The organism is Phaeovibrio sulfidiphilus (genome assembly GCF_014861485.1).
Classification (GTDB): domain Bacteria; phylum Pseudomonadota; class Alphaproteobacteria; order Rhodospirillales; family Rhodospirillaceae; genus Phaeovibrio; species Phaeovibrio sulfidiphilus.
In genome coordinates, this window is sequence record NZ_JACZHT010000002.1 from 61389 (window position 1) to 77281 (window position 15893).

The 15893-nt window shown below is 69.2% G+C and carries 13 protein-coding genes; 1 reads left to right on the forward strand and 12 read right to left on the reverse strand.

From position 1 onward, the window contains the following. Positions 1-30: 30 nt before the first annotated feature. The 12 genes from IHV25_RS03350 to IHV25_RS03405 all read right to left on the reverse strand — a co-directional run bounded on the left by IHV25_RS03350 (position 31) and on the right by IHV25_RS03405 (position 13752). Complete coding sequence (locus tag IHV25_RS03350) at positions 31-585, reverse strand: DNA-3-methyladenine glycosylase I (protein WP_192533682.1); 555 nt, start codon at positions 583-585, stop codon at positions 31-33. 200 nt (positions 586-785) lie between these two features. Next, positions 786-1154: a hypothetical protein gene (locus IHV25_RS03355; protein ID WP_192533683.1), complete on the reverse strand. Its 369-nt coding sequence runs from the start codon at positions 1152-1154 to the stop codon at positions 786-788. A gap of 83 nt (positions 1155-1237) precedes the next feature. After that, on the reverse strand, positions 1238-1987 hold the full coding sequence (locus IHV25_RS03360; protein WP_192533685.1) for a 5-bromo-4-chloroindolyl phosphate hydrolysis family protein: 750 nt from the start codon (positions 1985-1987) through the stop codon (positions 1238-1240). After that, positions 1984-3246: a 5-bromo-4-chloroindolyl phosphate hydrolysis family protein gene (locus IHV25_RS10630; protein ID WP_192533686.1), complete on the reverse strand. Its 1263-nt coding sequence runs from the start codon at positions 3244-3246 to the stop codon at positions 1984-1986. The genes IHV25_RS03360 and IHV25_RS10630 overlap by 4 nt, the downstream gene beginning before the upstream one ends. Next, complete coding sequence (locus IHV25_RS03370; protein ID WP_192533688.1) at positions 3243-4406, reverse strand: toxic anion resistance protein; 1164 nt, start codon at positions 4404-4406, stop codon at positions 3243-3245. Before IHV25_RS03370 ends, IHV25_RS10630 begins: the two co-directional genes overlap by 4 nt. A 263-nt stretch (positions 4407-4669) precedes the next feature. Further along, the gene (locus tag IHV25_RS10545) at positions 4670-6139 is read right to left on the reverse strand and encodes an alpha-1,4-polygalactosaminidase (RefSeq protein ID WP_192533690.1); all 1470 of its coding nucleotides are present in this window, start codon (positions 6137-6139) and stop codon (positions 4670-4672) included. Positions 6140-6532: 393 nt separating this feature from the next. Further along, entirely contained in the window at positions 6533-7123 is a 591-nt protein-coding gene (locus IHV25_RS03380; protein ID WP_192533691.1) for a queuosine precursor transporter, read from the reverse strand. A gap of 59 nt (positions 7124-7182) precedes the next feature. Continuing rightward, entirely contained in the window at positions 7183-7554 is a 372-nt protein-coding gene (locus IHV25_RS03385) for a hypothetical protein (protein WP_192533692.1), read from the reverse strand. 569 nt (positions 7555-8123) lie between these two features. Further along, positions 8124-10382 (reverse strand): ribonuclease R, encoded by a 2259-nt coding sequence (gene rnr, locus IHV25_RS03390; RefSeq protein ID WP_192533693.1) that lies wholly within the window; start codon positions 10380-10382, stop codon positions 8124-8126. After that, positions 10379-11350, reverse strand: a complete 972-nt coding sequence (locus IHV25_RS03395; RefSeq protein WP_192533694.1) for a glycosyltransferase family 9 protein — start codon at positions 11348-11350, stop codon at positions 10379-10381. The genes rnr and IHV25_RS03395 overlap by 4 nt, the downstream gene beginning before the upstream one ends. A 1-nt stretch (position 11351) precedes the next feature. After that, a complete protein-coding gene (locus IHV25_RS03400; protein WP_192533695.1) occupies positions 11352-12899 on the reverse strand; it encodes a bifunctional aminoglycoside phosphotransferase/ATP-binding protein in 1548 nt (515 codons plus the stop codon). Positions 12900-12936: 37 nt separating this feature from the next. After that, on the reverse strand, positions 12937-13752 hold the full coding sequence (locus IHV25_RS03405) for an ABC transporter permease (protein WP_192533980.1): 816 nt from the start codon (positions 13750-13752) through the stop codon (positions 12937-12939). A gap of 351 nt (positions 13753-14103) precedes the next feature. Here IHV25_RS03405 and IHV25_RS03410 point away from each other — a divergent pair, with 351 nt between their 5' ends. Continuing rightward, complete coding sequence (locus IHV25_RS03410) at positions 14104-15873, forward strand: transglycosylase SLT domain-containing protein (RefSeq protein ID WP_192533696.1); 1770 nt, start codon at positions 14104-14106, stop codon at positions 15871-15873. Positions 15874-15893 lie beyond the last annotated feature (20 nt).

The window sequence follows — 15893 nt, forward strand, 5'->3', positions numbered from 1 at the left end:
CCGCTCCGCACCCGGGAGGGGGATCCCGTGTCAGCCGGCAGTTTCGGTTCCGTCGTTCGTCCAGGGGCAGGAGAGGGAACGGATTTGGTGGTGTACCGGGCAGTCCTCCCGGTGGGCTCCGGGAAGCAGGGACAGGCTCATGAGGAATTCGCTGACGATTTCCGGCCCTGTGAAGAAAAACTCACTTTTGAACAGTTTAACCCATTCCTCCAGGGTTTTTGGATTCTTTTTCTGCAACCAGAGGAAAAACCCGCCGTAGCGCGCCCGAAACGAGTGCACCGTGGCCGCATTCTTCAGGACAGCGCGGATTTTCAGGCGATTTCGGATGATGGAGGGGTCTTGCATGAGCCGCTCGACGTCCTCCTCCCCCCAGAGGACCAGGGTGTCGACATCGAATCCGCAAAACGCGCGGTTGAGGGCCTCGCGGCGCCTCAGGACCAGCTCCCAGGACAGCCCGGCCTGGAAAATCTCCAGGCACAGGCGCTCGAACAGGACGGTCTCGTCTGTCGAGGGAAAACCGTATTCCGTGTCGTGGTAGGGGCCATGCAGCGGATGGCCCGGGGCGATGTCACAGTACGAGGACATGGTGGCCTCCCGGCCCGGTGGTGTCCCGCAGCCCGGGGCGGGGCGGGGCGGGGTGAGGGCCCCCGGAGCCCGGCCGGGACCGGGCGCGCTGTTCAGACCCCGTGCGGCCCCCGTGCGGCCCGGGCCTTGCCCGTGCCAGCGCGGGGTGCGTGGCCCGGGGATGGGGCCCGGGGATGGGGACGGGGTGTGGCGGATCCGGCCTAGCGGGCTCCCAGCTCCGGCTCCCGGGCGGTCTTGAGGCGGCAGGCCGTGTTGGCCTGCTCCAGAAGCAGGTAGTTGTTGACCTCGACGTCCGTCGTCAGGGGCGAGAGCTCCTGGGGCGAGCGGGCAATTTCCTCGTGGTAGCGGATGAACCACTCCAGGTTCTTTTCCCCGCGGGCCGAGACGATGGCCTGCGTCACACACGCGCAGGCTTCGGCGGCATCCCCGGAAAAGCCCCTGGCGGCGTTCAGGGCTTCCACGCACGAATCCTTCAGGGCGTCGGGCGAGGCGGAGTCACCGCATCCCGACAGGGCAAGGACCACGCCCAAGGTGCACGAGGCATACAGGCCGAAAAAACGCGTTCTCATCGTGTGGTTCCTGTTCAGACGGAAACGAATGAGTTTAACCGGTTTTTACCCTGGAGCAACACCAATGTATTCCGCCGCCGGGGTCAGTGCCCCTCCATTTTCAGGAGCTTGTCGATGGTCTTCATGTCCGCGCTCAGGTCCAGGACATCGTTGGCCAGCAGGTCGGCGTGTTCCTTCCGGAAGGCCGCCTCCAGACGCTCCAGCATGGACAGGGTGTCCTGCGAAACCTTGGCCAGCCGGTCCTTGTCCGGGTCGGTCTCCGCCAGCCGGTGGTAGGTCTCCAGCACGCCCACGGTGGCCGGGAGGTAGCGCGTGAGGAAGCGGTCCCCCTCCCGGACGTCGGCGGGGTCGGTGAGCATGCAGTGGAGAATGTTCTGTGCGGACTCGGCGATCCCCTTGACCGGCTTCACAAATTCCGACGGCAGGGTGTAGCCCTTGCGCAGGAGCTCCGTGATCTGGTTCCGGTAGCCCGTCTCGTCGAAGGGTGCGGTCGTGGGCAGGCTGGCCGGCGCGCCGGCCGCAGAGCCCGCGTCGCTTTGGGTCGGGGTGGTCCGCCCGGGGGCGGAGGGCCTGGGGCCCCAGGGGCCGCTGCCGGGCGGGGGCGTTGCGGCCCCCGACGGCGCGAGCGAGGGCGTGTCGTCGCGCACCGTGGTCCGGGTTTCGGGAATGCGCAGGCGTCGCATGTCATCGTCACTCAGGCTGCCGGGCCGGTAGGCGCCGCTGGTGGGGGCGAAGCTCTCGGGGAACGGGCCGGACCCTGCGGACGGACCTTGCTGCCACATCTGATGGAGCGTGCGACGGGTCCGGGATCCGCTTTTGCGTGACGAGCTCATGTGCGGTTGCCTTCCATGTCCAGCAGGCGGTCCAGGGTGTTCAGGTCCGCCGTGTACTCGAGGCGGTCGCTTTCCAGCAGGCGCGCGTGCTTGCAGGCAAAGGCTTCCTCCAGCCGGTCCAGCAGGGCAAGGAGCCGGGCGTCCGCCTCTCCGGTTTCCGGGGCGCGGTTTTCGGGAAGCCGGCACCAGCGTTCCACAAGGGCCGTGGTGGCGTCCAGGTAGCGGGTCAGGAAGCGCTCGCCCTCGGGGATGCGGCTTGCGTCGGCGCGCATGGCCTCCATGATGTTCTCGGCCGCGTGGCAGATGTCCCGGATGCGCGGCGCCAGCGTTGCGGGCAGACGCTCGGAGAAGGCCTCGAGGTTGGCGATTTTCAGCCGGTAGTCGATGTCGTTGAAAAAGGCCCGGCCGGCGGCAGAGGCGGCCGGGGCCGCAGCGCCGCCCGGAGCGGTCCGCGCCAGGTCCGCATTCTCGCGGCGCAGGCGGGTAAACAGGCGCTCCGCCTGACGGAGGCGGTCCGCCGGGTCCGCGCAGAACGACACCGCCAGGATCCTTCGTTCCAGAGGCCTCAGGGCGCGGGCAAAGGGGAAGACCTGGCGGGCCATGCCCGAAAGCGGCGGCGTGACATAGCGCTCGCCCACGGTCACCAGGCGGGTGACGGGCTGGTCCAGCATGGCCGGAAGGCGCTTTTTCTCGTCCAGGAGCTCCCGCAGGGCGTCCAGGCCCCGGCGCGAGGTCCGCCGCGCGCTGACAAGGGCCACGCCCCACAGCCCGAGCCCCATGGCCACTCCGGCCCCCAGTCCGGCCAGAGACCAGGCCGTCAGGGCACCCGAGCTCAGGAGCAGCACCGCGCACAGGGCCAGAACGCCGCCCGCCAGCATGTCGCGCAGATCCAGGGTGTTGTCGTCCCCGACCAGAAGGATCCGCCTGCCGACCACCGTGTCCTGGATCCAGGCCTGGAGCCCGGCCAGAAGGAGGATCGCCGGCAGGTCCAGCCCCTGGGCCGAGGCCACAAGCGCCTGAAGCAGCCCGGCCCCCAGAGGGACCAGCCCGCCGAAGGGCTGGAACAGGAAGCGCCCGAACAGGGTCACCAGCCCCGCATACAGGGCCAGGAGCGCCACCGGCGGGAGGCTGGGGGTCGCCATCGCGGCGGTGAGGAGAACGAAGATCAGGCTGCCCGCGTGGACACCGCCGCGCAGGGCGCAGCCCCGGGCGGTGCGGGTGACGCGGTCAAGAAGGACTTCGGCGGCTGAGGACGTCACGATGCGCTCCCGGAAGTGGTGGTCGGGGCGGAGGCGTCTTCCAGCGCTCCCGCCGGGCGGTTGTGTTCGACGGCGGCCTGGTCCGCGGTGGCCTGAAGCGAGGTCAGGCGCTCGCGCAGTTCGTCCTCCATGGTCACCAGTTCCTTCTCCACGCTCAGGCGCTTCTGGCGGCCGTCCTGGGCGATGCGCAGGGTTTCCTCGATGGTGGAGACCAGCTTCTGCTGGACCTCCCGAAGGGTCTCGATATCGATGACCGAGCGCTCGACCTCGTTCGCGGTGGCCACCGAGGACTGCTGGAGCATCTCCGCATTACGGCGCAGGAGCTCGTTTGTGGTGTCCGCCACCTGTTTCTGGAGGGAGGCCGCCTTGCGCTGGTTGTCCAGCGAGAGGGCCAGAACCATCTGGTTTTTCCAGACCGGAATGGTGGTCAGGAGGCTGGTCTGGATCTTCTCGACCAGGGTCTGGTTGTTGCCCTGGATGACCCGGATCTGGGGCGCGGTCTGGAGCGTGATGGTCCGCGACAGCTGGAGGTCATGAAGGCGCCGCTCGAACCGGTTCAGGCGGTCCGCGTAGTCCCGCACGGCCTGGGCCTTCATGGCGTCGCCGCTTTCCTCGGCCTCGGCCTGGAGGCGGGGCAGCTCGGTTGCCCGGGCCTCCTCCAGCTTCTGGCGCCCGGCCTCGATGTGGGCCGTCAGATCCTTGTGGAAGGTCAGGTTGTTGTTATAAAGCTGTTCCAGAACCTCAATATCCCGGATCAGCTGGACGATGGAGCTGTCCAGCTTGCGGGAGATGACGTCCACCTGCTTGGCCAGGGTGTCGAACTTGGCCACCTCCCGCTCGGCGGAGCCCAGAAGGTCCCCGATCACCGGCAGCGACCGGAAGAACCCCTTCTTCTCCTTCCCGAAGGCCGAGAGGTCGATCCCCTTCACGTTGAGCATCAGGTCCGTGAGCAGCTCGCCCATTTCCCCCGCGTCCCGGGCCCGGACCCGCTCCAGAAGGCCGTCCGAGAACTTGGAGATCTCCCGCATGGTCCGGACCCCGTAGGTGACCGGAAGGGAGGGGTCTTCCAGGGAGATGGTCCGGGTGATGTCCTCGACCGTCTTCTTTTCGGGAAGGCCGGCGGGATCAATGGCGACAAGATCGGTCGGAGGAATGCTCATGGCGGTGTCCTTGGCGGGTGGTCCCTGGCGGGAGCCTTGACGGGCGCTCCCTTGCGGGAGCCGGGGGGCTCGGGTGACGCTCCCGGCACGGCACAGGGCCGGCGGGGCCCGGGCCGTCCGGAATGCCCGAAAGGGTAGTTCCGGGGCTTCAAGATGGCAATGGGTGCCGCGTGCCGCAAGTCCGGACGCCCCGGATGCGAGCGGCAGACCCGGGCCGGACGGCGCCGGCCGGGCCGGATTGGGCTGGCTAGGGCCGGAGCCGGTCAGATGGGGTTCAGCGCTTCCTGTCGCAGGAATGTGGTCATGCCGTCAAGCATGATGCCGTCCACGCCCAGGTCCATCAGGGAGGCAAAGGCCCCGCCCAGCATGGCCAGCCATTCCTGGTTCATGACGTCGGTCCAGTAGACCCCGGTCGTATAAGGGAAATGGCCGACCAGGAACGAGGGGTTCCCCACCTGCCAGCCGGGTTTCCAGTAGGGCATGGTGTCCCGGGCCAGCCCCACGGACAGCCGGGCGATCACCATGCGGCGCGGTCCCAGGGCCTTCTTCTTCAGCCGCCCGATCTGGGCCTTGTCCAGGCAGTCCCGGCCCCGGAAGAACGGGTCGATGACCAGGACATCGTGATTGGTGGCGGCGAGGGCGTCGACCCAGTCCCCGATCCGGTCAAAGCCCCAGGAATCCAGGACGAACAGCACGTTGCGGGCATCGCGAAGGCTGCGGATGTCGGCAATGTTGGCGTTCTCGATATCCGGGGCGGGAACGGTTCGGAAGGCAAGGTCACTGGACAGGCGGGCATCCAGAAGGACGTTCTGGGCCGTTGCCCCGGCAATGGCGCCCTGAAGGTCGTCCAGGGTTTCGCAGCGCTCCAGGGAGAACAGGTGCAGCTCCAGCCAGCGCAGCCGGTCCAGGTTCTCGGGGGTGATGGTGGGGTTGACCGGGGCACAGAAGTGCTGGTCCATCACGATGCCGGCAATGTTGCGGAGGTAGCGTCCGTAGGGGGTGCCCACGTCGAACACGTTGCCCCGGGACGGAGGCGTGCCGTCCGGCAGCTTCAGGGTCGCCAGGTCGTGCTCCCGCTGGCTCTGGAACGCGAGAATCTCCCCGCCCCGGACCAGGACCGGAAAGTTGGGGGAGCGGGCGTGGGCGTAGTCCGCAAAGCGGTTGGCCACGTCGCGCACATTGTCCCGGTAGTTGGGCAGGGCCTGGGGAGGGATCTCCGGCGGCGGATCCCGGTAGACGCCCTCGGTCACGTCCACCCCGTCGATCACCACCCGGGGCATCAGGGGGTTGGTGTCCGGGGCGCCGTTCGGTCCTCCGGCGTCGGGCGGTGCCGCGTCGGAGGGCAGGACGACAGCGGATTCGGACGGATCCGGGCTCCGGATGCCGTTCGCAGCCGGCGGGTCTCCGTTCAGGGGAGCCGGTGTCCCGGTCCGGGGGGCGGGGGTGCCTCCGGGAAGAGAGGCGGAGGACGCGGGGTCCGCGGGCTGGCCGTTCGGCGTGCTCCCGTTGGACGGGGTACCCGGCTGGGCAGCGGGTGCGGGTGCGCTCAGGGCCGCGGGCGCGGACGGCGCCGCCCCGGCCTCCGGCACGGACGACGCAGTGGCGGCCTCCGGCGCGGGGGCCGTCGGGGTTCCGGTTTCCTGGGCCCGGGCCGGTTCGCCTCCGGTGCACAGGGCGGTTGCGATGCAGGCCGCCAGTCCCAGGTGTTTGAAAATCGGAAGAGAACGTCGCATCCGCGCGGACCTCCTGTTTCGGGAATCGCCGTGAAGGCTTTTCAGGAAAACCGAAAATCGGTCGCAAGACAAGAGATTCAACGGGATTTCCCGTGGTTTTGCTGCGGATCGCCCCAAGGTGGGGTTCGGGGTCGGTTTGAAGGTGCAGCCCCGACGCTCCTTCGCCCGGTGCAAGGGAGAGCCCGCGCGGGCTGTGCGACACGGGTTCGGCCCCGGTCGGGGGGGATCCGGTGTGCCAGGGGGGCGTCCGCCGGTCCTTGCCGCCGAGACTTCTGCGGCCGCTTCGGGGGGATCGGCTGTTCCGCGGGCGGAGGGGGCGCCCGGCCGGAGCCGCCGCCCGTCCCGTCAGGCCCGAAGGCGGCAGGGGGCCAGGCGGCGGGGAGCCCGCAGCCTTCAGGGATGCGCGGTGGGAAGGGGGCCCAGGGGCGTGGGACGAGCGGCGATGACCGTGATCAGCATCCGGAAGGGGGCCAGCAGGAACAGGGCGAAGGCCAGCTTCACCATCAGGTCTCCGGCGGCGAGGGTCATCCACAGGGTGGGGGACTGGGTTCCATAGAACGCCAGCGAGAAGAAAATCACCGTATCGAGCACGGACCCCGTCACGCCCGAGACAAGCGGCGCAATCCACCAGTCCCGGTTTCTCAGGCGGTCAAAGACAAAGATGTCCAGGAGCTGGGCGCTCAGGAACGCCGAGCCCGAGGCCAGGGCGATTCTGGGGTCCGCAAGCAGGAGGCACAGGGCCACCGCCACCGAGAACCCCACATAGGCCACCGAGCGGGCCCGCTTCGGTCCGCAGGCCCGGTTGGTCAGGTCCGTGACCAGAAACGCAACCGGATAGGTGAAGGCCGCCCAGGTCAGCCAGTCATTGATGGGGAAGGCCACCAGGATGTTGGAGACCACGACCACAAGGGTCATGGCCCCGGCCGGCAGCCAGTAGGCTTTCAGAAGGGAAAGGGACGAGCGCAGAAAACCGACGGGTGTCATGGCGGGACCTGGGGTGGCAAGAAACAGGGACAGGGGGCGGGGACAGGGGTACGGTCTGGCTACCAGCGAAGGGAGTCCCGGAGGGTCTCGACGCGGTCATCAAGGCTTCGGGCCGGGTTCGGGGCCTGCCCGTAACCGCGGCGTTCCATACAGGTCTTCAGAACGCGCTGGTAGGTTCGTCTGGTATCATAGGCCCGCATCTGCGTCAAAGGATCGCTGGAACTGACGGTGTCGAACGGGCTGGCTCCCGCGCCCCGAAGGGCCTCGTCCTCGGCGTACTCCCGGCATGCCTCGAAGGCCCGTTCCCGGGCGGCGGTGTCCTGCCCGGCGGCGCCCCAGCGGGCCGCGTCCGGCGACCGGGAGCCCTCGGTCTCGCACCCGGCCAGGGCCAGGAGAAGAGCGGACATCAGCACAGAAATGGTACGTTTCATGGGGATCTCCGTGGGGTTGGGTGGCCCGGGGCCGGTCCGGAGCCGGTCCGTGTTCCCGGGGAGGGGAGGGTGCGGGGGTGCCCCGGTTTCCCCGCGCTCAAGCAGCGTCTTCCGGCGGGTCTGGGGCCTGCCCCGGGACTGGGCCTTCCGGGCGGTCCGGTGCCTGCCCGCGGTGATCGGGATCGGCCGCCGGTGGGGCCGCATCCCGAGCGCGTTCCGGCGCCGTGCCTTCGCCCCGGGCAGGCCTGCTCCGGAAACAGTCCCGCAGGAGCGGTGAACGTCTGGTCGCCCCCCGGTCTGGCCGGGGGGCTCGGGCGTCGTGTCTTCGCCAAAGCCGGTGCCGGTGCAGACCCTGGCAGCACGGCGGGTGCGGGCCGAGGGTGTGTTCCATCGACCCGCAGCCCCCGGTGTGATCTGCGCGGCCGGGGCCTCGCGCCCCAATCCGGTGTTGGGCCGCCGCCTGGGCCGGTGACGGCTTGGCCCCTGGCAGCCGGGCGCGCTCTGTCCGCGCGGTGCCAGCCCAACCCCCGACCCCCGAGCCCGGGGGAGGGAGAGGCTTGCCGGCCGGACTAGCGGCGCCCCCGCCGGGGCCGGGTGTCCTTCAGGGCGCGGGCGCTGCGGCGGATCTTCCCGCCATCCTTCCGGACCGTGCCGCCCTCGATCCACTCGAAGGTCAGGCGTCCGCTGGCGGTGCTCACGTCCTGGAGCCGCACCGTGATCGGATCCCCCAGGGAGAACACCAGGTTCGAGCGCTCGCCGATCAGCCGGTGACCGCTCTCGTCCAGGATGTAGTAGTCCGGAGGCAGGCCCGTGAAGGGGACGAAGCCGTCTGCGCCGGTTTCCTCCAGGGTGACGAACAGGCCGCCCCGGCTGACCCCGTTGACCCGGGCGGCAAAGAACGATCCGCACTGGGTAGCCAGGAACAGGGCGGTGGCCCGCAGGACGCTCTCCCGCTCGGCCTGGGCGGCCCGCCGCTCGGTCGAGGTGATGTGCTGGCCGATCTCGTCCAGCGGCAGGGAGGCCCCCGGCTCGCCCCCGTCGCGGCCCAGGCCCAGAACCCGGATCAGGGCCCGGTGGACCGTCAGGTCCGCATAGCGGCGGATGGGGGAGGTGAAGTGGGCGTAGCGCCGCAGGGACAGGCCGAAGTGTCCGATGTTGTCCGGGCTGTACTCCGCCTGGGCCTGGGAGCGCAGAACCATGGCGTTGACCATGTGCTCGCGCGGTGTGTTCCGGACCAGGTCCAGAAGGCCGTTGAACTGGGAGGCCTGCTTGATGGTCCCCTTGGTGAACGGAAGCCCCTGCTCGCGCAGGAAGTCGGCAAGTCCCCGGGCCTTCTCGGGCGAGGGCTGGTCGTGCACGCGAAACAGGCACGGCTCGTGGCGCCGCTCCAGGGTCTCGGCCGCGGAGACGTTCGCGGCGATCATGAAGTCCTCGATCAGGCGGTGGCTGTTGAGCCGGTGGACCGGCAGGATGGCTGTCGGCTGCCCCTGGTCGTTCATGTGCACCCGGACCTCGGGGAGTTCCAGCTCCAGGCAGCCCCGCTTGCGGCGGGCGTGGTCCAGGGCCTCCCAGGCGCCGTAGAGCGGAGCGATGACCGTGTCCAGGAACGGAACGACCTCCGGGTCCGGCTGGCCGTCCCGGGCCTTCTGCACCTGCTCATAGGTCAGGCGAGCGGCCGAGCGCATCAGGCCACGCACAAACCGGTGGCTCCGGATCTCGCCCTGGGCGTCCAGGGTGATGCGCACCGCAAGGCAGCCCCGGTCCTCGCCCGGGACCAGGGAGCACCAGCCGTTGGAGAGCTCCTCCGGCAGCATGGGAACCACGCAGTCGGGGAAGTAGACCGAGTTCCCGCGCTCAAAGGCCTCCCGGTCCAGGGGGCTGCCCGGCGGCACGTAGTGGGCCACGTCCGCAATGGCGATGAGCACGATCCAGCCGCCCCGGTTGGAGGGGCTGGGGTCCGGCTCGGCAAAAACCGCGTCGTCAAAGTCCCGGGCGTCGGCCCCGTCGATGGTGACCAGCGGGATGGCGCGCAGATCCTCGCGCCCGGCAAGGTCCACGGCGCCGGCGGCCCGGGCCTGCTCCAGCGCCGGAGCGGGAAACACATGGGGGATGTCATAGGTCTCGATGGCCACCCGCGAGATGAACCTGGCCTCGGTCTCCCGGCCCAGGGTGCGCAAGATCCGCACCGTATGGGCGCCCGCGTTGCGTCCGGGCAGGAGCTCGGCCTCCACAAAGGTGCCGGGCTCCAGATCCCGGGAATCGTCCACCCGGTAGACCGCCAGATCCTTGCGGGCGGTGGGGACCAGGCGCAGACCGTCGGACACCGGGGACAGAACCCCAAGGATCCGCACCGGCCCCTGGGCCAGGCGACGGATGGGCCGGGCGAAATAGTGGGTGTCGTCCACGGCCTGGAGGCGGGCCAGGAACCGGTCCCCCACGCGCCAGGGGCCTCCCTCGGCCCGGGAGGACTTGCGGTCCTCGCGCAGCTCGATGCGCACAGCGGGGGTCTCGTCGTCCGGATCGTCGGCCGTGCTGTCCCGGGCGCTGCGGCACAGGAGCTCGCCCTCCGGTCCCCGCCCCGAGATCACAAGGATCCCCACCTCGGGCAGGCGCCCCGGAAGGGTGACCCGCTTGCCCCGGCCTTTTTTCAGGTGGCCCTCGCTTTCCAGCTCTTTCAGGAGGGCCCGCAGCTGGGCCCGGGCCGGGCCCGTGATGTGGAAGGCGCGGGCGATTTCCCGGCGCCCCACAACACCGGTGCTTTCCTGGAGAAAGGCCAGGACCTCGTCCTTTGTGGGAAAGGGACGGCTGCCCGAGGAGGATGTGTTCATACCGGTGTCGTTTCCAGCGTGTCAAAGAGTGTCCCGATGGCCTGCTCCACCGTCTCGACGCTCAGGGAGGACATGTCCGGGGGCAGGGGGTCCAAAACGGGGTGGTCCCAGGGGCCGGTTCCGACGATCCCCGTGTCGCGCACGGTGATGGCCTTCGGGCCGGCGGGCGCGTAGAGCCAGTCCCGGGTGGGGCCGAACAGGCCCACGGTGGGAATCCCGGCGGCGGCGGCCATGTGCATGGCTCCGGAATCGTTGCCGACAAAAAGGGCGCAGCGCTCCAGGACGGCCTGGATGTCCAGCAGGTCCGGATGGCCGAACAGCTCGATGCGGCGGCTGTCGTCCAGAAGCTCGCGAAACAGGTCCGCCCGGGTGCTCTCGTGGGCCGAGCCGATCAGGGCAAAGCGCGCGTTCTCGAAGCGGGCGCCCGGGGCGCTCAGGCGCCGGATCAGTTCGGCAAAGCGCTCCGCGGGCCACTCCTTGGGGTACCAGTTGGCCCAGGGGGCGAGGGCCACCACGGGGGCGCCCTCGGGCACCAGGGCCCGGGCCGCCTTCCGGTTGGCCTCGGCGGGCCACAGGCGGGGCCAGGGCGGGGTCTCCAGCCCCAGCATCCGGGACATGCGCACCAGGCGGTGCGCCGGGTTCTTGCCCGCGGTCGAGCTCTGCCAGTAGCGCTTGCGCACCGGCAGAAGCCACGAGACCGCCGAGACCCGCAGGTCAATCAGCATGTCCCAGCGCCGGGTGACGGTCTGCCGCCAGAGGTTGATCCAGTGGAGGTTCCAGCGTTTCTTGTCGATGATGATGATGCGTTCCAGCCCCGGCACGTTGGCAAACAGGGGAGCGGCGAGACGCCCGCAGGCGACGGTCACCTTCAGGTCCGGGTGGGTGCGGACCATGTGGTCCAGAAGGGCGGTGGTCATGACCGCATCGCCAATCCGCGAGGCGGTAATAAAGAGAAGGGATTGTGCCATATTATCCTGTTTTTCGGCCCCGCAGGATGTGAAGCGCCTGCTGGAGCGACTTTTTTCGGGATCCGGAGGTGTCCACCCGGGCCCAGGTGATGTCTCCGAGATCGTAGGTTTCCTGTTTCAGGCGCACCTCGGCGTCCGCATCGGAGGCGTTGTGGGTGCGCGTGCTGACCCGCCGCAGCGCGGTCCGTGTGTCCGAGTGGGCCCAGATGCCCACAAAGGGAACCCCCTTCTGCCGGGCGAGGGCCTCGGGCTCCGCCCGCTCGTCCGGTCGGGAGAACACCGAGTCAAAGACGACGGAGGCGCCCGCATCCAGGGCCTGGGCGCCCTCGGCAAGGACCGCCTCGTAGGTGCGCCTTGCCATGTCCGGCGTGTAGGCCTCGGGGGGCAGCTTCTCGTAGGGCGACACGTCGCACAGCCGCTTGCGGACCACGTCCGAGCGCACCACAACAGCGCCGACGCCCCAGGGAAGCTCGCCCGCGAGCTTGCGGGCCAGGTGGGACTTTCCGCTGCCGGAGAGCCCCCCCACCGCCACCACCCGCGCGGGATGGGGCAGCAGGTACTGGATGGCCGCGTGGAGGTACTTTTCCGCCTCCCGCAGTTTCTCGGCCCTCGCGGCGGGATCCTCGAGCGAGGCCGCGGTGGCCGCGTTGACAAAGGCCCGGATCGTGGAGCGCAGGGACAGGAACAGGGGCAGAAGCGCCAGCCCCTCCATGTCCCCCGTGTACTCCAGGGTGTGGTTGAGGATGTAGGACGCAAGCCGCCGGTGTCCGCGCTCGTCCAGGTCCATCAGCAGGAACGCCAGATCGTACAGGACATCAATGTCGGAAAACATGTCGTTGAAATCAATGGCGTCAAACGGGCGGAGCCGGTCCTGCCACATCACGATGTTGCCCAGGTGAAGATCCCCGTGGCAGCGGCGCACGAAACCCTCTGCTGCCCGGCGCCCCAGAAGATCCCGGTGGGTCTCGAGGGCGGCCCTCAGTCCGGCCTCCAGACGGGCGCAGGCGGCCTCGCCCAGATCCATGCGGAACGGGGCCAGGGACTGGAGGCTGTTCTCCACGGTCCGGAAGGCCCAGTCCTCGCGGTTGTCCACCCGCGGCGCGCTGTCGTGGTAGCGGACCAGGAGCTCGGCCAGGTCCAGAACCACCTGGCGCGACGGGCGCTCGTTCTCCACGATGTGGCTGAACAGGGCGTCTTGCCGGAAGCGGCGCATGACCACGACCCATTCCACCGGCTCGCCGTCGCCGCCCAGCTCCAGGCGCCCGGCGGTATCGCGGGTGACCGCCACAACGCCCTGGTACAGGCCCGGGGCCCAGGGGGCGTTCAGCTCCACCTCGCGCAGGCACACCGCCTTGCGGGTGGCCAGGTCCGTGTGGTCCAGGAACGGGAAGGCCACCGCCTTCTTGACCTTGTAGACCGTGTCCCCGATCAGGAAAATCGCCGAGATGTGGGTGTCCATCCGCCGGACCTTGCGGCTGGCCGGAAGGTCATAGGCCAGCGGGGTGCCCAGGAAATCGTATACCTCGTTCCGGGTGTGGGGAGCAGTCATGGTCGGGGCCCTTGTTGTATCTTCCGAGGCGGACCGGTCAGGCCTTCAGTTTGTAGCCCGAGCGCAGGAGGAGCCAGCAGGCGAGGCCCAGCCCCGCGTTGACACCCAGCACCACCAGAGCGCCCAGCAGGGGCGTGGCCTGGTCATGTCCGATAAAGCCGTACCGGAAACCGTCGATCATGTAGAAGAACGGGTTGAGGGAGGCAAACAGACGGGCCGTGTCCGGAAGTCTGTCAATGGTATAGAACGTTCCCGACAGAAACGAAAGCGGCGTGACAATAAAATTGGTGATTCCAGCCAGATGGTCGAACTTTTCGGCCCAGATGGCGGCAATAATCCCCAGGAGGGACAGCATCAGCGAGGCCCCGATGGCGTGATACAGGATAAAGAACAGGTGCGCCGCGTGAAGGGGGACAAAGAAGGCCATTCCGGCCGCCACCGCCGCGCCCACCACGAGCCCCCGGGTCACGCCTCCCAGGGCCAGTCCGGTCATGATCTCGAACGGGCTCAGGGGCGGCATGAGGGTGTCCACGATGGAGCCCTGGATCTTGGCGATCATCAGCGAGCTCGAGGAGTTGGCAAAGGCGTTCTGGACCATGGCCATGATGATCAGGCCCGGCGCCAGGAACTCCATGAAGGGCACCCCGTTGCGAAGCCCGGTGGTCTCGCCGATGGACAGGGCGAAGATCGCAAGAAAGATCAGGGTGGTGATCAGCGGAGCCGCCAGGGTCTGAAGCCAGACCTTCATGAAGCGGCGCACCTCCCTCATGTACAGCTCCCACAGTCCGCGGCCGTTGAAACGTCCGATTCGCCGCGGAGGGTGAGCAAGCGGCTTGACTTTCCTTGTCAACATATCGACAGTGGACACGTGTTGGATCCTTTATCTGGTATGCATCCCGGGGTCGGAGTGCAGCCCGCTCGCGGGAGAGGGGTCGGGGTTTCTATAAGGCCGCGAGCCCGGCCACGCAAGGCCGCCGGTGTTTGTGCCCGGTGTTCTTCCCGTGTCCGTTCTCCCCTCCGCTCCCGTGTCCGCCTGTCCGTCCGACACCCCTGTCCGACTCCGATTTCCGGTGTCCGGCCTGTCTCGGGTCCGGTGGTCCGGAGCCCCGGTATCCCTTTCTTCCGGTACTTCGGTGCCCTTGTTTCTGAATGTTCGTGACGGCGCGTCCCACGTCAGGCGCGCTCCCCGGTCCGGAGGCGTGGAATGGTCAAAGACACGGAACAGGTTGCATCCCTGTCGCCCACGGTTCGCCTTGGCGGGGCCGCCATTGACCGCAAGGTGGTGTCCGGGATCCGCGCCGCCAGCGACCGGACCGGCGTGGACTTCCGGTTCATGCTGGCCAAGGCCCGCCACGAGAGCGATTTCCAGACCGACGCCCGCAATCTCCGCAGTTCCGCCCAGGGTCTCTACCAGTTCACGGACCAGACGTGGATGGAGCAGATCAAGCGCCACGGCGCCCGCTATGGCCTTGCGCACCTGTCCGACCGCCTGAGCCCCCGGCCCGGGGGCGGCTACCAGGCCGACAGCCCCGAGGCCCTGCGGGAGATCCTGGCCCTGCGGCGCGATCCGGCGGTGTCCGCCGCCATGGCGGCCGAGTACACCAGTCAGAACAGCACCTATCTCGAGCGCCGCCTGGGCCGTCCCGCGGGCGAGACCGACCTTTACATGGCCCACTTCCTGGGGCCGGGCGGGGCGGTGAATTTCCTGCGCGCGATGGAGAGCACCCCGGCGGCGTCGGCGGCTGCGGCGTTTCCCCGGGCGGCCGGGGCAAACCGCACTGTGTTCTTTACCCCGGAAGGGGTGCCCCGGTCCTTTGCCGAGGTCTACGAGGTTCTGGACGCCTCCATATCCTCCGCCATGAGCCGTTTCGGCGCCGGATCCGGCACAGCACAGGCGCAGGCTCAGGCCGTGCGCTGGGCTCCGCCGTCGGGGCTGTCCCCCAACGGGCTGGACGGCCACAGTGACGCACCCGTGCCCGTGGCGCCGGTCATGCCCCAGGCGGTCCGGGACCGGCGCACCATCGCGGCCGTGGTCAGCCGCTATCGGGAGATGATGAACGCCCGCCCGGCGCTTCCCTCGGACGGGATGGCCCGGGCCGGGGATCCGGTCCGTCAGGCGGGGATCCGTCCCGAGCCGCTGCCCGGGCGAAAGGCCGGCCCGGCTGCGGTTCCGCTTGAGGCTCCGGCATCCGGTTCGGCTGCGGTCACTGCGGCGGATAGATCCGTCCGGGCTGCGTCTGTCTCCGATTCCGGGTCCGGGTTTGGTTCCGGCTCCGGGGAGGGCTTTGTGCCCTGGCCCTCGGCCCGGCGGCCCGAGGCCGAGGATATGGGGCAGGGCGCCCGGGTGTTTGCCTCCCGGGAGGGGGTTCCGTTCCCGATTGCCCCGAAGCCGGGGCCCGAGGACATGGCCCTGTCCCGGGATCCGGGCGCGCCGGCGGCCACTGTGCGTCCGGTGGCTCCCGCCCAGGGAATTCGCCTGGAGATGGCCTCCGGCGCGGGCCCGATTCCCGGCGGTCTGCCGGGGATGGTGGCCGCCGACATGCCCTCCAGCCACGTTATGGAAAGCGCGGCGCGGCAGTACGCCCGTCTTGTGGACTCGGTGCCCGGTGAGGCGCCCCGCGGGCTGGCCGACCGGCTGGTTCCCGAGGACGCCGGAACCCGCAGCACCCTCAACACCCGCCCCGGGTCCGTCGACGCGCCTTCGGTCCAGGCGGTTGAGGAAACCTTCCGGCCTGATGCCCGGGTGACCGAGATCCGCCGGCGGCTGCCTCCCGTGGTGTCGGAGCGCGCCCTGGGCAGCCTCTCGAAAGAGGAGCGCCGGGCCCTGTTCGGCCAGGTGGTGGAGAGGCCCGCGCCCCCGGGTTCGGACGCTGCCTCTGTTCCTGCGGGCGAGGGGGAGGTGTCCCCGTCCGGTGGCGTCATGGCCTGGATCCGGCGGATCCGGGGTGACGGGAGCTCCGGTCCCCCGGCGTGATGCGGGTGTGTTCCGGTGTC